Source organism: Pseudomonas sp. 21, assembly GCF_000955805.1.
Classification (GTDB): domain Bacteria; phylum Pseudomonadota; class Gammaproteobacteria; order Pseudomonadales; family Pseudomonadaceae; genus Pseudomonas.
On sequence record NZ_JYOA01000007.1, the window covers coordinates 494,847 to 512,929 of the forward strand.

Sequence of the window (18,083 nt, forward strand, 5' to 3'; positions counted from 1 at the left end):
CAGTCACTCTAAGGTGACTCGGCGCGGCATGCCTTCTCGCGTGCCCGCGCGCTCAGTGGCTGTGCGGCTGCCCGTCCTTGAGCTCGATCTCGATGAAGGCCACTTCGTGATCGCAAGGGTTGATCACGTTGTGCTCGGTACCGATCTGGCGGGTGTAGCTCGCCCCCAGGACCAGCGGCGCACGGCGCTCGCCCTCGGGGGTTTCCAGCAGCAGCTCGCCGTTGGTCACCGGGACCACGACGTATTCCATGCCATGGCGGTGCCAGCCGGTCTCGGCACCGGGGGCGAAGCGCCACTCGGTGACCAGGACCTTGTCGTTGTCGATCTGTACCGTCGGGACGGCCTTGGGACGCTCGCTCACTTACGCCACCCCGTTGAGGGCGTCGCCGACGGCGCTGAACAGGCGGTCCAGGTCCTCGGGCTTGGCGTTGAAGGTCGGGCCGAACTGCAGGGTGTCACCGCCGAAGCGCACGTAGAAGCCTTCTTTCCACAGCTTCATGCTGGCTTCGAACGGACGCACGATGGCGTCGCCGTCACGGGCGCCGATCTGGATGGCGCCGGCCAGGCCGCAGTTGCGGATGTCGACGACGTTCTTCGCGCCCTTCAGGCCGTGCAGGGCCTTCTCGAAGTGCGGAGCCAGTTCCAGGGACTGCTGGATCAGGTTTTCCTTTTCCAGCAGGTCCAGCGCGGCGAGACCGGCGGCGCAGGCGACCGGGTGCGCGGAGTAGGTGTAGCCATGGCCGAACTCGACGGCGTATTCCGGCAGGTTCTGGCCCATGAAGGTGTCGTAGATTTCGCTGCTGGCGATCACCGCGCCCATGGGGATGGCGCCGTTGGTGACCTGCTTGGCGACGTTCATGATGTCCGGCTTCACGCCGAAGAACTCGGCGCCGGTGGCCTTGCCCATGCGGCCGAAGGCGGTGATCACTTCGTCGAAGATCAGCAGGATGTTGTGCTGGTCGCAGATTTCGCGCAGGCGTTGCAGGTAGCCCTTCGGCGGAACCAGGACGCCGGCGGAACCGGACATCGGCTCGACGATGACGGCGGCGATGTTCGACGCGTCATGCAGTTCGATCAGCTTCAGCAGTTCGTTGGCCAGCTCGACGCCGCCGGTTTCGGCCATGCCCTTGGTGAAGGCCATGCCCGGCTGCAGGGTGTGCGGCAGGTGGTCGACGTCCATCAGCTGGCCGAACATCTTGCGGTTGCCGCCGATGCCGCCCAGGGCGGTGCCGGCGACGTTCACGCCGTGGTAGCCACGGGCGCGGCCGATCAGCTTGGTCTTCTGCGCCTGGCCTTTCAGGCGCCAGTAGGCGCGGGCCATCTTGATCGAGGTGTCGGCGCACTCGGAGCCCGAGCCGGTGAAGAACACGTGGTCGAGGCCGGCCGGGGTCAGCTGGGTGATCTTCTCGGCCAGCTTGAAGGACAGCGGGTGGCCGTACTGGAACGCCGGGGAGTAGTCGAGGGTGGTCAGCTGCTTGGCGACCGCGTCGGCGATTTCCTTGCGCGAGTGACCGGCGCCGCAGGTCCACAGGCCCGACAGGCTGTCGTAGATCTTGCGGCCCTGGTCGTCCACCAGCCAGCTGCCTTCGGCGGCGACGATGATGCGCGGATCCTTGTGGAAGTTGCGGTTGGCGCTGAAGGGCATCCAGTGGGCCTTCAGGTTCAGTTCGCTGGCCACCGACGGGGTGACGTTCACTTGCTGGTTCATGCAGCTTGTCCTCGAAGACAGTCTTGTTGGGCGCGCAGGCCGCGGTGGGCCTGGTGCGATGGTCTTAGATTGGGCCTGACTTAACGTGAGTTAAAGCTTATTCTTCTTACGTTCAGTTTCGGATTGGTAAAACTAAAATGGCGAAACAACGGGCACCTTCCCTGGGCCAGGTCAGCGACTTCGAGATCCGCCTGCTGCGCATCTTCAAAACCATAGTCGAGTGCGGCAGCTTCTCGGCCGCCGAGAGCACGCTGGGCATCAGCCGCTCGGCGATCAGCCTGCACATGGGCGACCTGGAAAAGCGCTTAGGGATGCGCCTGTGCCAGCGCGGCCGGGCGGGCTTCGCGCTGACCGACGAGGGCCGCGAGGTGTACCGCGCGACGCAGTCGCTGCTGGCGGCGCTGGAGGGCTTCCGCGCCGAGGTCAACGAGTTGCACCAGCACCTGCGCGGCGAGCTGAACATCGGCATCATCAACAACCTGGTGACCCTGCCGCAGATGCGCATCACCCACGCCCTGCGCGCGCTGAAGGCCAGCGGGCCGGGCGTGCGGATCAACATCGGCATGACCACGCCCAACGAGATCGAACTGGGCGTTCTCGACGGACGGTTGCATGTCGGCGTGGTACCGCTCATCAGTCCGCTGTCGGGGCTGGAGTATTCCTCTTTATACGAGGAGCGCTCGCTGCTGTTCTGCAGCCAGGAGCACCCACTGTTCGAGCGCGACGATGCGGGCATCACCGTGCAGGAAATCCACGCCTGCGACGCGGTGGCGCCGAGCTACCGCATCCCGGCCGAGGCGCAGGAGCGGCACCAGGAACTCTCCGGCAGCGCCACGGCCTCGGACCGCGAGGGCATGGCCTTCCTGATCCTTACCGGCAGCTACATCGGCTACCTGCCCGACCACTATGCCGCCGACTGGGTCGCCCAGGGCCGCCTGCGCGCGCTGCGGCCGGAGCGCTTCCACTACGACATCCCGCTCACCGTGGTGACCCGCAAGGGCCGCCGGCCGAACCTGGTGCTGGAGCGGTTCCTCGAGGCGGTGGCGCAGAGTCGTTGAACGCAGCTCCTTGTAGGAGCGCGCCATGAGCGCGATCGCGGGCATGGCCCGCTCCTACAGGTGGGCACCTGGCTAATGCAAGGCATATTCTGCCTATCCAATTTGTCGCCCCAGCCACCAAAAATCCTATACCCCCTCCCCTGTAGCCCGCGGGCCGCGGGGTTTGCGTGGGTGCAGCTTTTCCCTAGCCTGCGACTACAAAAAACATAATTTCGCTATTCACAGCCTCTGAACAGAATGCGGCCAACACCTCCTCCCTAGCCGCAACAAGAACAAACGTGATCAGAGTCTGAGGAAGCAAGCCATGACCGACCTGAATCCAGGCGCCTTCGGCAAGAAGTCGCTTGATAACCTGGAAATCGACACGCTGGTCGTTGGCGCCGGACAAGCCGGCGTCGCCATGAGCGAGCACCTGACCCAACAGGGCGTGCCGCACATCGTGCTGGAAAAGAGCCGCATCGCCGAAGCCTGGCGCACCGGCCGTTGGGATTCGCTGGTAGCGAACGGCCCAGCCTGGCACGACCGCTTCCCGAACATGGAATTCCCGGTTGGCCCGGATGACTTCCCGCACAAGGAGCAGGTGGCGGACTACTTCGTCGCCTACGCCAAGCAGTTCAATGCGCCGATCCGCACCGGCGTGGAAGTGAAGAAGGTCACCCGCAACGAAGGCCGCCCCGGCTTCACCGTGGAAACCTCCGAAGGCACGATCCAGGCCCTGCGCATCGTCTCCGCCACCGGCCCGTTCCAGCGCCCGGTGATCCCGGCCATCGCGCCGAAGGACGAAGGCCTCTACCAGATCCACTCGGCCAAGTACTACAACCCGCAGCAGTTGCCCGAGGGCGCCGTGCTGGTGATCGGTGCCGGCTCCTCCGGCGTGCAGATCGCCGACGAGCTGAACCGCGCCGGCAAGAAGACCTACCTGTCCGTGGGAGCCCATGACCGCCCGCCGCGCGCCTACCGCAACCGCGACTTCGTCTGGTGGCTGGGCGTGCTCGGCCTGTGGGACGCCGAGGAAGTGCAGCCGGGCCGCGAACACGTGACCATCGCCGTGAGCGGTGCCCGTGGCGGCGAGACCATCGACTTCCGCCGCCTGGCCAACGAGGGCATCACCCTCACCGGCCTGACCAAGGCCTTCGAAGGCGGCAAGGTGAGCTTCCAGGACGACCTGGTGGCCAACCTGAAAGCCGGCGACGACAACTACCTTGGCCTGCTGGACGCCGCCGACGCCTACATCGAGCGCAACGGCCTGGACCTGCCGCTGGAGCCTGAGGCCCGCAAGGTCTTCGCCGATGCCGAGTGCATCCGCAATCCGATCCAGGAGCTGAACCTCGCCGACGCCGGCATCACCGCGATCATCTGGGCCACCGGCTACGCCGTGGACTTCAACTGGCTGCAGGTGGACGCCTTCGACGACAAGGGCAAGCCCAAGCACCAGCGCGGCGTATCCCGCGAGCCGGGCGTGTACTTCGTCGGCCTGCCGTGGCTGTCCCGTCGCGGCTCCACCTTCATCTGGGGCGTCTGGCACGACGCCAAGCACGTGGCCGGCCACATCGCCACCCAACGCCGTTACGTCGAATATCAGGATGCCTCGCAGCGCGAAGGCTCCGTTCCGAAAGCCGCATCCTGGGAGTAAGAGATGCCTACCCATACTCGCATTCGCATGTTCAACACCAAGGACACCTACCCGAACCAGACCCTGGACAACGACCTCTGCCAGGCCGTGCGCGCCGGCAACACCGTGTACGTGCGCGGCCAGGTCGGTACCGACTTCGAGGGCAACCTGGTCGGGCTGGGCGACCCGCGTGCCCAGGCCGAACAGGCGATGAAGAACGTCAAGCAATTGCTGGAAGAAGCCGGCAGCGACCTGTCGCACATCGTCAAGACCACCACCTACCTGATCGACCCGCGCTACCGCGAGCCGGTGTACCAGGAAGTCGGCAAGTGGCTGAAGGGCGTGTTCCCGATCTCCACCGGCCTGGTGGTGTCGGCCCTCGGCCAGCCGCAGTGGTTGATGGAGATCGATGTCATCGCCGTCATTCCGGACTGAAAGCTACTGCGCTAGGCCATGCTGCGTTGGGGCCGGTCGAGAAAATGCTCATTTGCTACAGCAAACTCCGCTTTTCTCGCCCAACCCCGCCTTGCCTGGCCTTCGCTCACAACGCTTTCAAGCGTGCAGGCGATGCGGATTTTCCGCATCGCCCTTTGTCGTTTTAGCTATTGGAACAAGCAAGGAGCCACCATGACCTTCTCCATCGTCGGCCGCTGCGCCGAAACCGGACAACTGGGTATCGCCATCAGCTCCTCGAGCATCGCCGTGGGCGCCCGCTGCCCCTGGGTACGCGCCGGCGTCGGCGCGGTGGCCACGCAGAACATCACCCTGCCGGCCCTCGGCCCGCAGATCCTCGACCAGCTCGAAGCCGGCCTCGAGCCGGGTGCGGCGCTGGACAAGGCGCTCTCCAGCAACGGCTACAGCCAGTACCGCCAGGTGACGGTGATCGACCAGCACGGCAAGGTCGCGCTGTTCACCGGTAGCGAGGCGCTGGGCGTGTACAACGCCGTGGCGGGTGAGAACTGCGTGGCGGCCGGCAACCTGCTGTCCTCCACGGCGGTGATCGAAGCCATGACCCAGGCCTTCGAAAACGCCAACGGCTGCCTGGCCGAGCGCCTGCTGGCCGCGATGCAGGCGGCGATGGCCGCCGGTGGCGAAGCCGGCCCGGTGCACTCGGCGGCGCTGAAGGTCGTCGGCGACCTGGTCTGGCCGATCGTCGACCTGCGCGTGGACTGGGCCGACGAAGCGCCCATCGATGAGCTGGAGAAACTCTGGGTGGCCTACAAGCCGCAGCTGGAGGATTACCTCGTGCGCGCCCTCGACCCGACCAAGGCACCGAGCTACGGTGTGCCGGGCGACGAGTAAGTGACTCTCCTGTAGGAGCGGGCCATGCCCGCGAAGCTCTGTTTCGCCGATCGCGGGCATGGCCCGCTCCTACAAAAGCTTTCAAGCAGGACCCGACCATGCCTTCCAGCCGTGAAATCCTCGCCGACCTGATCGCCTTCGACACCGTCAGCCGCCACTCCAACCTGGCGCTGATCCACTACATCCGCGACTACCTCGCCGGCTTCGGCATTGCCTGCGAGCTGTTCCACGATGCCGAAGGCGGCAAGGCCAATCTCTACGCCACGCTGGGTCCGCAGGACCGCGGCGGCGTGTGCCTGTCCGGCCACACCGACGTGGTGCCGACCGATGGCCAGCCGTGGACGGTCCCGCCGTTCGAACTGACCGAGCGCGACGGTCGCCTCTACGGGCGCGGCACGGCGGACATGAAGGGCTACATCGCCTGCGTGCTGGCGGCGGTACCGGCGTTTCTTGCCCAGCCGCTACGCCTGCCGGTACACCTGGCCTTCTCCTACGACGAGGAAGTCGGCTGCCTGGGCGTACGCTCGCTGCTCGCCGCGCTGGAACACCGCGAGCACAAGCCGATGGTCTGCATCATCGGCGAACCCACCGAGCTCAAGCCAGTGCTCGGCCACAAGGGCAAGCTCGCCATGCGCTGCCAGGTGCACGGCGCGCCGTGCCATTCGGCCTATGCGCCGCAGGGCGTGAACGCCATCGAGTACGCGGCGAAGCTGATCGGCCGTCTCGGCGAGATCGGCACCCGCCTGGCTGCACCGGAGCGTCACGATCCGCGCTTCGATCCGCCCTATTCCACCGTGCAGACCGGCGTGATCAGCGGCGGCCGCGCGCTGAACATCGTGCCCGCCGAGTGCCAGTTCGACTTCGAAGTGCGCGCGTTGCCCAGCGACGATCCGCAACAGGTCGCCGATGACCTGCGCGCCTTCGCCGAGGCCGAGCTGCTGCCGAAGATGCGCGCGGTGAAGGCCGAGACGGATATCCGCTTCAGCGAGCTGTCGGCCTATCCCGCCCTGGTCACCGACCAGCAGGCGCAGGCCGCCGAGTTGATTGCACTGCTCAGCGGTTCGCGGGACTTCACCACCGTGGCCTACGGCACCGAGGGCGGACTGTTCCACCAGGCCGGCATCCCCACCGTGGTCTGCGGCCCGGGCAGCATGGACCAGGGCCACAAGCCGGACGAGTTCGTCAGCCTGGAGCAGTTGGCCAAATGCGATGACATGATGGCGCGGCTGGCGGAGTGGCTGCGCAGCTGACGCATCGCGCGGTCTACCCGTTTTCGTAGGAGCGGACTCCGTCCGCGATGTGCCACCGGCCTGCTCGGAGCGGCCGGGAATCGATCGCGGATGAATCCGCTCCTACAAGGGCATAACGTGGCACGAGCTGCCCAACCGGGTTCGCGAGCAAGCTCGCTCCTACAGGGAGCGATTGCTCTTCGTAGGAGCGAGCTTGCTCGCGAACCAACCCCCGTCGAAAAACCTCAGGCAAACGCCGCGCGCAGCTCGTCCATGCTCGCGAAGTAGTGCGCCGGGCTCTCCGCCAGCAGCTCTTCACGGCTGCCGAAGCCGTAGCCGACACCGGCCGCGGACAGGCCATTGCGGTGCGCGCCGATCAAATCGTGCTTGCGGTCGCCGATCATCAGGGTCTGCGCCAGGTCCAGCTTCTCGATACCCAGCAGGTGCTCGATCAGCTCCACCTTGTTGGTGCGCGTGCCGTCCAGCTCGCTGCCGTAGATCACCTTGAAGTGCCGGGCAAAGTCGAAGTGGCGGGCGATTTCCGCCGCGAACACCGTCGGCTTGCTGGTGCAGATGTACAGCGTGCGGCCCTGGCCGCCGAGCAGCTGCAGCAGCTCGCCGACACCGTCGAACACCCTGTTCTCGTAGAGCCCGGTGTCCTTGAAGCGCACGCGGTAGTGGTTCACCGCTTCCCAGGCGCGCGCCTCGTCGAAGTCGTAGGTGCTCATGAAGCACTGCAGCAACGGTGGGCCGATGAAGTGTTCGAGCTGGCGCAGGTCGGGCTCGTCGATGCCCAGTTGGGCGAGGGCGTACTGGATCGAGCGGGTGATGCCCTCGCGCGGGTCGGTGAGGGTGCCGTCGAGGTCGAAGAGGATGTTCTGGTAATGCATGGGATCAGCGTCCGGCCGCGAAAGTCGGGCGGGAAGGATACTGCGCATGACCGCCCGGGCGAAGCACGAATCGCCGAACGACAGTCTCAGGGAGCAGAGCCCTGCCCCTGGCGCAACACGCGGAAACCACCGCTGACGTTCACCGGCGGGTCACCGCCGACGCCGTAGGTCTGTACGGTGGCGTCCGACTCGGGCTCATCCTCCGGCTGCGCCAGCTGGCCGGCGAGCTTTTCCTGCACGCGGCCGCCGAGGTGATCGACGCCGGCCATCACCCCGCCGTCCGGATCACGCATCAGCGCCAGCCATTGCTCGTCGAAGGCGGCGTTGATCTCCTTGCGCAACTGGGTTTCCACCTCGGGCCGCGCGTGGTCGTTGCCGGCCATGCTGAACAGGGTGAAGGCCACGGAGATTACCGAACCGGCGACCTTGCCAGCCGCGCCGGCCACCACGCCGACAATGCTGCGGTTCTTCAGTTCGTTGACCAGCTTGGCGCTGGTGCGCTGGGCGACCGGCGACACCCCGCTGACCTTGGTACCGGCACCGGCCTTGCCCGAGGCGGTACGGATTTCCTGCATCAGCGCGGCGAAGGCAGGGAGCTTGCCGATGTCCTTCGCGCGCAGCACGTCGTAGAGCGAGGCGTCACGGCTGGATGGCGGACCCAGGCTGATCGCCGGAATGCCCATCAGGTGTTCATCGAAAGCGTTCTGCGGGATGCCGCGGCGCTGGGGAATTTCCTTCAGCGCGACGGTCAGTAGCTCGACGTAGTGCCGGGTGGCCTTCTCCATCACCGCGTCGGGATCGACCTGCCTGGCGACCGGGACGAGCACCTGCTTGCGGTACTGCTCCTGCAGGTAGACGGCCAGTTTGTCGACGGTGGGGTCGAGATCGCCGTGGGAGCCCATCTTGTACCAGGCGACCTTCATGCCGAGCCATTGCTGGGTCCAGTAGCTGGAGAACCAGGGGATGAATTTTTCGTCGGTGCGCTGGTAGACCAGGTCCATCCACTGCTGCATGGCTTCTTCGGCGTAGGCGCGGGCCTGGGAAGTGGCGGCCAGGGAGGCGGCGCCGATGTCGGCATCGACCTGCCGCCAGGTGGCTTCGGTGATGGGTGCTGCCGGTTGGGCGGAGTGATGGGCACAGCCGCCCAGCGCCAGCAGAAGCAGCGCGAGGACACCGCCACGCCGCCAGGGCGAAACGGTGGAGCAGAAAGAGCACAGACTGTTCATGGCCGCCCGCCGGCTCGGCGGCATCCCCGGCGCCGCCCGCTACTGACTTCGGCCGGGCACGCCCTGGCGTCCGGTCACCTTCGGTCAGTATAGGGCGCGAGGTCTGCCGCGGCGGGCCGTCCGGCGGTTCGGCCGGGGTTCGCGAGCAAGCTCGCTCCTACAGGAAGCCACGCGCTCTTTGTAGGAGCGAGCTTGCTCGCGAACCGCCCAACCGAATGAGCACGATCAGAACGTGGATGCAGGTGCGATCAGCCGGCAAACCCCTCGGCAATATGCTGATCCTTCAGCTTCACGTAGTTGCCGGCGGTATAGCTGAAGAACGCGCGCTCCTTGTCCGTCAGCGGGCGGGCCTTCTTCACCGGGCTGCCGACATAGAGGAAGCCGCTCTCCAGCACCTTGCCCGGCGGCACCAGGCTGCCGGCGCCGAGGATCACCTCGTCCTCGATCACCGCACCGTCCATCACGATCGAACCCATGCCGACCAGGATGCGGCTGCCGATGGTGCAGCCATGTAGCAGCACCTTGTGGCCGATGGTCACTTCGTCGCCGATGGTCAGTGGGAAGCCGTCCGGGTTGAAGGGGCCGGCGTGGGTGATGTGCAGCACGCTGCCGTCCTGCACGCTGGTGCGCGCGCCAATGCGGATGCGGTGCATGTCGCCGCGGATCACCACCAGCGGCCAGACCGAGCTGTCGGCGCCAATCTCCACGTCGCCGATGACCACGGCGCTGGCATCGACGAACACGCGCTCGCCGAGGGATGGCGTTTTGCCCTGATACGAACGAATAGTCACGATAGAGTCTCTCTGGCTGCGAATAGGCCCGATTGTATTTAAGATGGCCAGGTGTTTCTTCAGCCAAGGTGCCACCGTGAGCGCGAATCCTCTTCTGCAGAGCTACGACCTGCCGCCCTTCTCGTCCATTCGCCCCGAGCACGTGAAGCCGGCCATCGAGCAGATCCTCGCCGACAACCGCGCGGCCATCGCGCGCATCCTCGCCCAGCAGAACGGCACCCCGACCTGGGCCGGCCTGGTGCTGGCCATGGACGAACTGCATGACCGCCTGGGCAAGGCCTGGAGCCCGGTCAGCCACCTCAATGCGGTGTGCAACAGCGCCGAATTGCGCGACGCCTATGAAGGCTGCCTGCCGCTGCTGTCCGCCTACTGGACCGAGCTGGGCCAGAACGCCGAGTTGTTCAAGGCCTACGAGTCGCTGGCCAGCAGCTCCGAGTCGAAAGGCTACGACGTCGCCCAGAAGACCATCCTCGAACACGCCCTGCGCGACTTCCGCCTGTCGGGTATCGACCTGCCGGCGGACCAGCAGCAGCGCTACGCGGAAATCCAGACGCGCCTGTCCGAGCTGGGCAGCCGCTTCTCCAACCAGTTGCTGGACGCCACCCAGGCCTGGACCAAGCACGTCACCGACGAAGCCGCCCTCGCCGGCCTGACCGACTCGGCCAAGGCGCAGATGCAGGCCGCCGCCCAGGCCAAGGAACTCGACGGCTGGCTGATCAGCCTGGAATTCCCCAGCTACTACGCCGTGATGACCTACGCCGAAGACCGCGCCCTGCGCGAAGAGGTCTACGCCGCGTACTGCACCCGCGCCTCCGATCAGGGCCCGAACGCCGGGCAGAACGACAACGGCCCGGTGATGCAGGAAATCCTCGACCTGCGCCAGGAGCTGTCGCACCTGCTGGGCTTCAAGAACTTCGCCGAACTGTCCCTGGCCACCAAGATGGCCGAGACGCCCGAGCAGGTGCTGAACTTCCTCCGCGACCTGGCCGTGCGCAGCAAGCCCTTCGCCGCCCAGGACCTGGAGCAGCTCAAGGCCTACGCCGCCGAGCAGGGCTGCCCGAACCTATCGAGCTGGGACGCCAGCTACTTCGGCGAGAAACTGCGCGAGGCGCGCTACAGCGTGTCCCAGGAAGCCCTGCGCGAATACTTCCCGATCGACAAGGTGCTTGGCGGCCTGTTCGCCATCGTGCAGAAGCTCTACGGCATCCAGATTCGCGAACTGAACGACTTCGAACGCTGGCACCCGGACGTGCGCCTGTTCGAGATCGAGGAAAACGGCCAGCACGTCGGCCGCTTCTACTTCGACCTCTACGCCCGCGCCAACAAGCGCGGCGGCGCCTGGATGGACGGCGCCCGCGACCGTCGCCGCACCGCCGGCGGCGACCTGCAGGCGCCGGTAGCCTATCTGGTGTGCAACTTCACCCCGGCGGTCGGCGGCAAGCCGGCGCTGCTGACCCACGATGAAGTGACCACCCTGTTCCACGAGTTCGGCCATGGCCTGCACCACCTGCTGACCCGCGTCGAGCACGCCGGCGCCTCGGGCATCAACGGCGTGGCCTGGGACGCAGTGGAGCTGCCGAGCCAGTTCATGGAGAACTGGTGCTGGGAGCCGGAAGGCCTGGCGCTGATCTCCGGCCACTACGAGACCGGCGCGGCGCTGCCGCAGGACCTGCTGGAGAAGATGCTCGCCGCGAAGAATTTCCAGTCTGGACTGATGATGGTCCGCCAGCTGGAGTTCTCCCTGTTCGACTTCGAGCTGCACGCCACCCATGGCGACGGCCGCAGCGTGCTCGACGTGATCGAGGCCATCCGCGATGAAGTCGCGGTGATGCGCCCACCGGCGTACAACCGCTTCGCCAACAGCTTCGCGCACATCTTCGCCGGCGGTTACGCCGCCGGTTACTACAGCTACAAGTGGGCCGAGGTGCTGTCCGCCGACGCCTTCTCGCGCTTCGAGGAAGAAGGCGTGCTCAACCCGGCGACCGGCGCGGCCTTCCGCGACGCGATCCTGGCCAAGGGCGGCTCCCAGGAGCCGATGGCGTTGTTCGTGGCCTTCCGTGGCCGCGAACCGTCCATCGAGGCCCTGCTGCGCCACTCGGGCCTCTCCGAGGAGGCGGCGTGATGAGCGAGGTGAAGAAGCGCTTCATCGCCGGGGCCGTCTGCCCGGCGTGCAGCGAGCAGGACAAGATCGTCATGTGGGACGTCGACGGTGTGCCGCACCGTGAATGCGTCGCCTGCGGCTACGCCGATACGCTCAACGCCCAGGGCCAGTCGGTGCCGAAAGAGCTGTCCACCCGCGTCAACACCAGCGCGCTGGAAAAGCCCAAGGACCCGAAGGTGCAGGGCGTGCAGTTCTTCCCCAATCCGAAGCTGAAGAAGCCGCAGGAATAAGGGTTGACTGAGTCATGGAAAATGCCCCGGCTTGCCGGGGCATTTCTTTTCATGGTGCACAAAGCGCAGCGCGCCAGCACCGGCATCAAGGAACATGGCCGCTGCCCCGTCATAGCATGAGCGCCGATCCCGCTTTACCGGCCAGCCCATGATCGCCATGGCCGGCTAGTCTGTAGAGCATCGCCGCAAGGAGTCCGCCGTGACCCAGACGTCCCCATCGACCCGAAGGAAGCCCTCACGTGCTTGACCGCTTTGGCATGCTGGAGGTGATGCGCGCCTCGCGCCTGACGCAGTTCCCGATCAGCCCCGTGCTGCGCGAAACCCATGGCTTCAAGGGGCGCCTGACCTTCTTCCTGCTGCTGGCCGGCGCGCTGGTCTTCACCTTCGCCGCGCTCGGCCACGACATCCGCGCCAGCGGCACCCACCTGGAGCCTGGCTGGCCGGTGCTGGTACTGGTGGTCGCGCTGCTGATCGCCCTGGGCTTCGAGTTCATCAACGGCTTCCACGACACGGCCAACGCAGTGGCCACGGTCATCTACACCAACGCGCTGCCACCCCGCTTCGCGGTGGCCTGGTCGGGGGTGTGGAATTTTCTCGGGGTGCTCTTTTCCAGCGGTGCGGTGGCCTTCGCCATCGTCTCGCTGCTGCCGCTGGACCTGCTGCTGAAGGTCGATAGCAGCGCCGGGCTGGCGATGATCTTCGCCCTGCTGATCGCCTCGATCCTGTGGAACCTCGGCACCTGGTGGCTGGGGTTGCCGGTGTCCTCGTCGCACACGCTGATCGGTTCCATCGTCGGCATCGGCCTGGCCCACGGCGCCATGGCCGGGCACATCGGCCTATCGGGCAACGCCTGGTCGCAGCTGACGACAGTGGGTTACGCACTCTTTCTGTCGCCAGTGGTGGGCTTCTTCGCCGCGTTCGTGCTGCTACGCGTGATGAGTTCCATCATCCGCAACCGCGCGCTGTTCCATGCACCGGAAGGCCGCACGCCGCCGCCCCGGTGGATTCGCGCGATCCTCATCCTCACCTGTACCGGCGTTTCTTTCGCCCACGGCTCCAACGACGGGCAGAAGGGCATCGGCCTGATCATGCTGATCCTGATTGCCACCGTTCCCCTGGCATTCGCGGTGGATCGCGCCCATTCCCCGGAGCAATCCCGCCAACTGCTCGCCCTCCTCCAGACCAGCCAGGAGCAACTGCACCGCAGCGGCGGCTCGCCTGCGACGGACCCGCGCCAGGCGCTCCTGGGCTATCAGGAAGACGAAGTCGTGCATCCCGAACTGCTGCCATCGCTGGGCAGCGTGATCGGTGACATCGGCACACGGCTGCAGCGCCACGGGCAGCTGGACAAGGTGCCCGCCGAAGAGGTGCAGGACCTGCGCAATGACCTCTACCTGAGCCTGGAAACCATCCGCCTGCTGGACCGCAGCGGCCAGCACTTCGACCTGGAAACCTGGAGCAGCCTGCAGGCGCTGCGCCATGAGGCCGACCGCACCATCCGCTTCATCCCGGTGTGGGTGAAGGTCGCGGTGGCCCTGGCACTGGGGCTGGGCACGCTGGTCGGCTGGCGACGCATCGTCACCACGGTCGGCGAAGGCATCGGCAAGACCCCGCTGACTTATGCACAGGGTGCCTCGGCGCAGCTGGTGGCCATGCTCACCATCGGTGCGGCGGATGGCTTCGGCCTGCCGGTGTCGACCACGCAGGTGCTCTCTTCCGGCGTGGCCGGCACCATGGCGGCCAACGGCAGCGGCCTGCAATGGCCGACCATCCGCAACATGCTGCTGGCCTGGGTGCTGACGCTGCCGGCCGCCATCGGCCTGGCGGCGGGGCTGTACTGGCTGTTCGTCCGGCTGATGTAAACCCTGCAGGAACGAGGGGGACGCCTAGTTCTTGCTCGCGAACAGGATTTCCCGACGGCCTGGGAGCCAAGCGGTTCGCGAGCAAGCTCGCTCCTACCAAGAGCCCGTTGCCGTATAAAGACGGCGCGCCCGGCGAGCAGCGCCGACCGCCGAGCAGTTATTGCTGGCTGTGGAAAACTCCGTGGATTACTGTATTCATATACAGTATTTCTTCAGAGCTTTCCCACATGTCCACTTCCCTTCCACCCCGCGGCCGGGGCACCGCCAGCAATCCGCACAACCGCTTCGCGCCGACCACGTCGGTGCCTGTGGATAACGATTGGTACGACGAAGTGCCCAAGCCCCAGGTGACCGAAATTCGCACCGAGCGAGCGAAGACGGTGATCTCGCGCAACCAGTCGCCGGACCTGCCCTTCGACCGCTCGATCAATCCCTATCGCGGCTGTGAACACGGCTGCATCTACTGCTACGCACGGCCCAGCCACGCGTACTGGGACCTGTCGCCAGGGCTGGATTTCGAGACGAAGCTGATTGCCAAGACCAATGCCGCTGAAGTCCTGGAAGAAGAGTTGAGCCGCAAGGGCTACGTCTGCGCGCCGATCAACCTGGGTGCCAACACCGATCCCTACCAGCCCATCGAGCGCCAGCAGCGCCTGACCCGGCAAATCCTCGAAGTGTTGCTGCGCTTCCGCCACCCGGTGACCATCGTCACCAAGGGCTCGTTGATCCTGCGCGACCTCGACCTGCTGGCGGAGCTGGCCAGGCAGAACCTGGTCGCCGTGATGATCAGCCTCACCACGCTGGACGATGAACTCAAGCGCCTCCTCGAGCCCCGCGCCGCTGCACCCTCCGCCCGCCTGCGGGCGATCCGCGTGCTGCGCGAGCAGGGCATTCCGGTGGGCGTACTGTGTTCGCCGATGATCCCGATGATCAACGACCGCGAGCTGGAAGCTTTGCTCGAAGCGGCGCACGACGCCGGCGCCCAGAGCGCCAGCTACATGATGCTGCGGCTGCCGCGCGAGGTCGGCCCACTGTTCGAGGAGTGGCTGGCGGCGCACTACCCGCAGCGCGCCAGCCACGTGATGAGCCTGATCCGCCAGCTGCGCGGCGGGGAAATCTACGACAGCCGCTTCGGCCACCGTTTTCGCGGCGAAGGCCCGTTCGCCGACCTGCTGGCCAAACGCTTCGAGGTCGCCATGCGCCGCCTGGGATTGGGCCGGCGCGGCAGCTTCAACCTGGACTGCACGGCATTCGCCCCGCCGCGCAGCCAGATGAGCCTGTTCTGAGTTTGCAGCCGATGAAACGTCGACGAGCGGAATAGCATCGCCGCACTATCGCAATGCCATGATAGCTTGCCGATATCATCTTGGAATATCGGCGAAACATCATGCAAAAGCTCATTCCAGAGCGGTTTTTTAATTTTGGTTTAATCTTCTTCACCTAGGGTTTGAGCACAAAGTGACTTACCGGTCACGCCAGATTTTTTCCCGCGGCTGTGCCTTTTCTCCCCAGGGAGAGCGTCGGCTGACGTGGGAAAATTCTTCGTCATTCTTCGAGGCTGATACATGAACGACAAAACGCACGGTGAGGATCACGCCCACGAAACCGCTGACGAGGCGCTGCGCCATATCGTCGAGGGTTTCCGCCAGTTCCGTCACGACGTCTTCCCGCAACAGGAAGAGCTGTTCAAGAAGCTGGCCCATGCGCAGAACCCGCGCGCCATGTTCATTACCTGCGCCGATTCGCGCATCGTTCCGGAGCTGATCACCCAGAGCTCGCCGGGCGACCTGTTCGTCACCCGCAACGTCGGCAACGTCGTGCCGCCCTACGGCCAGATGAACGGTGGCGTGTCCACCGCCATCGAGTTCGCGGTCATGGCCCTCGGCGTGCAGCACATCATCGTTTGCGGTCACTCGGACTGCGGCGCGATGAAGGCGGTCCTGGCGCCGCAGACGCTGGAAGGCATGCCGACGGTAAAAGCCTGGCTGCGCCACGCCGAAGTGGCCCGCACCGTGGTCGCGCAGACCTGCGGTTGCGCCACCCAGGAGCACCTGGGTGTGCTGACCGAAGAGAACGTGGTGGCCCAGCTCGATCATCTGAAGACCCACCCGTCCGTGGCCGCGCGCCTGGCTTCCGGCCAGCTGTTCATCCACGGCTGGGTGTACGACATCGAGACCAGCGCCATCAAGGCCTACGACGCCCAGGAAGGCCGCTTCCGCGCCCTCGACGGCGAAGGCCCGACTCCCAGCGCCACCCCACGCCCGCGCTACTCCCCGCAGTAAGCTGCTGATACCAGCGAGCTCCCAAGGCGCGGCGGCCCAGCAGAACAAACGCCGCGCCCTTCTCCCCTTGATCCCTGCCTGAGGCGCGCGCTTCCACCGCGTACGCCATCCCTTTGAATTGCGCGTGTCGATGCGGTCGAGACCGGCGTCGTGGGCTTTCGCGCGCCCGAAAAATGCTCAGGAGAACAGCGCCATGTCGGCTCCCCACTCTGTTCCATACGGATTTTCCCAGCTACGCCAAGTGCTGCCACGCGATCTGCTCGCGTCGGTGGTGGTCTTTCTCGTCGCCCTGCCACTCTGCATGGGCATCGCCATCGCCTCGGGCATGCCGCCGGCCAAGGGGCTGGTGACCGGCATCATCGGCGGCCTGGTGGTCGGTTTCCTCGCCGGCTCGCCGCTGCAGGTCAGCGGCCCGGCGGCGGGTCTTGCGGTGCTGGTCTTCGAACTGGTGCGCGCCCACGGCATGGCCATGCTCGGGCCGATCCTGCTGCTGGCCGGCGCGCTGCAATTGCTGGCGGGAAGGCTGCGCCTGGGCTGCTGGTTCCGCGTGACCTCGCCGGCGGTGGTCTATGGAATGCTCGCCGGCATCGGCATCCTCATCGTGCTGTCGCAGGTCCATGTGATGCTCGACCTCAAGCCCCAGGCATCCGGGCTGGATAACCTGCTGGCCTTCCCCTCGGCGTTGCTGTCCGAAACCAGCGGTTTCGATGCGGCGCTGCTCGGGCTGGGCACCATGGCCTGCATGGCGTTGTGGGATCGCTTCAAACCGAGCCGGCTGCGCATGCTGCCCGGCGCCCTGATCGGCGTGAGCCTGGCGACGTTGGCGAGCATCGCCCTGGAACTCGACGTGCTGCGGGTGAGCGTGCCGCAGAACCTTGGCGATGCCATCGACTGGCTGCGCCCCGACGCTCTCAGCGCCCTGCTCGACCCGACTATTCTATTGGCCGCCGGGGTGGTCGCCTTCATTGCCAGCGCCGAGACGCTGCTGTCCGCCGCCGCCGTGGACCGCATGCACACCGGTCCTCGTTCGGACATGGACCGCGAGCTGAGCGCCCAGGGCGTGGGCAACATGCTCTGCGGGCTGGTCGGCGCGCTACCGATGACCGGGGTGATCGTGCGCAGCTCGGCCAACGTGCAGGCGGGCGCGCGCAGCCGCGCCTCGGCAATCTTCCACGGGTTGTGGCTGCTGGGTTTCGTCGTGCTGCTGGGCGGGTTGCTGCGACAGATCCCCATCGCCAGCCTGGCCGGCGTGCTGGTCTACACCGGGATCAAGCTGGTGGACCTGAAGGCGCTGCGTTCGCTGAGCAGATATGGGCGCATGCCGGTGCTGGTGCATGCAGCGACGGCGCTGGCGATTGTCGCCACCGACCTGCTGACCGGTGTGCTGCTGGGCTTTGCGCTGACGGTGCTGAAGCTGGTGTTCAAGGCCGCGCGACTGAAGATCAACCTGCGCTACGACGACGAGGGCAACGGTGCCGAGCTGCGTCTGGTCGGCGCTGGCACTTTCCTCAAGGTACCGGCGCTGTCCCGGGCACTGCAGTCGGTGAAGCCGGGAACGCACCTGCGCGTGCCGTTGCAGCACCTGAGCTACATCGACCACGCATGCATGGAGTTGCTGGAAGACTGGGGCCGCAGCGCCACGGCCAGCGGCTGCCGGCTGTCCATCGAAGGCGTTGGCCTGCGGCGCCGCGTGGAGGGCCGGGTGCGGGCGCTGCAGCGGACGAGCTGAGCC

Annotated in this window: 16 protein-coding genes; 11 read left to right on the forward strand and 5 right to left on the reverse strand. The window is 66.1% G+C overall.

Annotation, left to right across the window (positions count from 1 at the left end):
- Positions 1-52 precede the first annotated feature (52 nt).
- Together UB43_RS17810 and UB43_RS17815 are read right to left on the reverse strand one after the other, a co-directional pair.
- Positions 53-361 carry a cupin domain-containing protein gene (locus tag UB43_RS17810; RefSeq protein ID WP_045213501.1) on the reverse strand — a complete coding sequence of 103 codons (309 nt, stop codon included), beginning with the start codon at positions 359-361 and terminating at the stop codon, positions 53-55.
- Positions 362-1,708, reverse strand: coding sequence for an aspartate aminotransferase family protein (locus UB43_RS17815; RefSeq protein WP_045213504.1), 1,347 nt, complete (start codon positions 1,706-1,708; stop codon positions 362-364). It lies immediately after the preceding gene.
- Between the two features lie 137 nt (positions 1,709-1,845).
- Here UB43_RS17815 and UB43_RS17820 point away from each other — a divergent pair, with 137 nt between their 5' ends.
- The 5 genes from UB43_RS17820 (at position 1,846) to argE (ending at position 6,930) form a co-directional block, all read left to right on the forward strand.
- The gene (locus tag UB43_RS17820; protein WP_024763735.1) at positions 1,846-2,766 is read left to right on the forward strand and encodes a LysR family transcriptional regulator; all 921 of its coding nucleotides are present in this window, start codon (positions 1,846-1,848) and stop codon (positions 2,764-2,766) included.
- 304 nt (positions 2,767-3,070) lie between these two features.
- Positions 3,071-4,399, forward strand: a complete 1,329-nt coding sequence (locus tag UB43_RS17825; protein ID WP_045213507.1) for an NAD(P)/FAD-dependent oxidoreductase — start codon at positions 3,071-3,073, stop codon at positions 4,397-4,399.
- Positions 4,400-4,402: 3 nt separating this feature from the next.
- On the forward strand, positions 4,403-4,813 hold the full coding sequence (locus UB43_RS17830) for a RidA family protein (protein ID WP_015474916.1): 411 nt from the start codon (positions 4,403-4,405) through the stop codon (positions 4,811-4,813).
- 192 nt (positions 4,814-5,005) lie between these two features.
- Positions 5,006-5,680 carry a DUF1028 domain-containing protein gene (locus tag UB43_RS17835; protein WP_045213510.1) on the forward strand — a complete coding sequence of 225 codons (675 nt, stop codon included), beginning with the start codon at positions 5,006-5,008 and terminating at the stop codon, positions 5,678-5,680.
- Between the two features lie 98 nt (positions 5,681-5,778).
- Positions 5,779-6,930 (forward strand): acetylornithine deacetylase, encoded by a 1,152-nt coding sequence (gene argE, locus UB43_RS17840; protein ID WP_045213511.1) that lies wholly within the window; start codon positions 5,779-5,781, stop codon positions 6,928-6,930.
- A 224-nt stretch (positions 6,931-7,154) separates the two neighbouring features.
- On the opposite strand, the gene UB43_RS17845 is transcribed toward argE, so the two are convergent.
- From UB43_RS17845 to UB43_RS17855, 3 genes are all read right to left on the reverse strand, one after another.
- A complete protein-coding gene (locus UB43_RS17845; RefSeq protein ID WP_045213513.1) occupies positions 7,155-7,799 on the reverse strand; it encodes an HAD family hydrolase in 645 nt (214 codons plus the stop codon).
- Between the two features lie 86 nt (positions 7,800-7,885).
- The gene (locus tag UB43_RS17850; protein WP_045213516.1) at positions 7,886-9,025 is read right to left on the reverse strand and encodes a hypothetical protein; all 1,140 of its coding nucleotides are present in this window, start codon (positions 9,023-9,025) and stop codon (positions 7,886-7,888) included.
- A gap of 248 nt (positions 9,026-9,273) precedes the next feature.
- Positions 9,274-9,816 carry a gamma carbonic anhydrase family protein gene (locus UB43_RS17855; protein ID WP_037011704.1) on the reverse strand — a complete coding sequence of 181 codons (543 nt, stop codon included), beginning with the start codon at positions 9,814-9,816 and terminating at the stop codon, positions 9,274-9,276.
- Between the two features lie 76 nt (positions 9,817-9,892).
- Between UB43_RS17855 and prlC the strand changes: the two genes are divergently transcribed.
- From prlC to UB43_RS17885, 6 genes are all read left to right on the forward strand, one after another.
- The gene (gene prlC, locus UB43_RS17860; protein WP_156160438.1) at positions 9,893-11,938 is read left to right on the forward strand and encodes an oligopeptidase A; all 2,046 of its coding nucleotides are present in this window, start codon (positions 9,893-9,895) and stop codon (positions 11,936-11,938) included.
- Positions 11,938-12,207, forward strand: a complete 270-nt coding sequence (locus tag UB43_RS17865; protein WP_024763727.1) for a YheV family putative zinc ribbon protein — start codon at positions 11,938-11,940, stop codon at positions 12,205-12,207. Before prlC ends, UB43_RS17865 begins: the two co-directional genes overlap by 1 nt.
- Before the next feature lie 257 nt (positions 12,208-12,464).
- Entirely contained in the window at positions 12,465-14,069 is a 1,605-nt protein-coding gene (locus UB43_RS17870) for an inorganic phosphate transporter (protein WP_045213522.1), read from the forward strand.
- A gap of 227 nt (positions 14,070-14,296) precedes the next feature.
- Positions 14,297-15,355 carry a PA0069 family radical SAM protein gene (locus UB43_RS17875; RefSeq protein ID WP_045213525.1) on the forward strand — a complete coding sequence of 353 codons (1,059 nt, stop codon included), beginning with the start codon at positions 14,297-14,299 and terminating at the stop codon, positions 15,353-15,355.
- A 279-nt stretch (positions 15,356-15,634) separates the two neighbouring features.
- On the forward strand, positions 15,635-16,351 hold the full coding sequence (locus UB43_RS17880; protein ID WP_045213528.1) for a carbonic anhydrase: 717 nt from the start codon (positions 15,635-15,637) through the stop codon (positions 16,349-16,351).
- A gap of 193 nt (positions 16,352-16,544) precedes the next feature.
- On the forward strand, positions 16,545-18,080 hold the full coding sequence (locus UB43_RS17885) for a SulP family inorganic anion transporter (protein WP_045213531.1): 1,536 nt from the start codon (positions 16,545-16,547) through the stop codon (positions 18,078-18,080).
- The last annotated feature ends 3 nt before the right edge of the window (positions 18,081-18,083 follow it).

Bases quoted from the DNA above. Each gene is read 5' to 3' on its own strand.
- UB43_RS17870 (WP_045213522.1), top strand. From the start codon at position 12,465: ATGCTGGAGGTGATGCGCGCCTCGCGCCTGACGCAGTTCCCGATCAGC.
- UB43_RS17850 (WP_045213516.1), bottom strand. From the start codon at position 9,025: ATGAACAGTCTGTGCTCTTTCTGCTCCACCGTTTCGCCCTGGCGGCGT.
- UB43_RS17885 (WP_045213531.1), top strand. From the start codon at position 16,545: ATGTCGGCTCCCCACTCTGTTCCATACGGATTTTCCCAGCTACGCCAA.
- argE (WP_045213511.1), top strand. From the start codon at position 5,779: ATGCCTTCCAGCCGTGAAATCCTCGCCGACCTGATCGCCTTCGACACC.
- UB43_RS17875 (WP_045213525.1), top strand. From the start codon at position 14,297: ATGTCCACTTCCCTTCCACCCCGCGGCCGGGGCACCGCCAGCAATCCG.
- UB43_RS17835 (WP_045213510.1), top strand. From the start codon at position 5,006: ATGACCTTCTCCATCGTCGGCCGCTGCGCCGAAACCGGACAACTGGGT.
- UB43_RS17815 (WP_045213504.1), bottom strand. From the start codon at position 1,708: ATGAACCAGCAAGTGAACGTCACCCCGTCGGTGGCCAGCGAACTGAAC.
- UB43_RS17865 (WP_024763727.1), top strand. From the start codon at position 11,938: ATGAGCGAGGTGAAGAAGCGCTTCATCGCCGGGGCCGTCTGCCCGGCG.
- UB43_RS17830 (WP_015474916.1), top strand. From the start codon at position 4,403: ATGCCTACCCATACTCGCATTCGCATGTTCAACACCAAGGACACCTAC.
- UB43_RS17880 (WP_045213528.1), top strand. From the start codon at position 15,635: ATGAACGACAAAACGCACGGTGAGGATCACGCCCACGAAACCGCTGAC.
- UB43_RS17820 (WP_024763735.1), top strand. From the start codon at position 1,846: ATGGCGAAACAACGGGCACCTTCCCTGGGCCAGGTCAGCGACTTCGAG.
- UB43_RS17825 (WP_045213507.1), top strand. From the start codon at position 3,071: ATGACCGACCTGAATCCAGGCGCCTTCGGCAAGAAGTCGCTTGATAAC.
- UB43_RS17845 (WP_045213513.1), bottom strand. From the start codon at position 7,799: ATGCATTACCAGAACATCCTCTTCGACCTCGACGGCACCCTCACCGAC.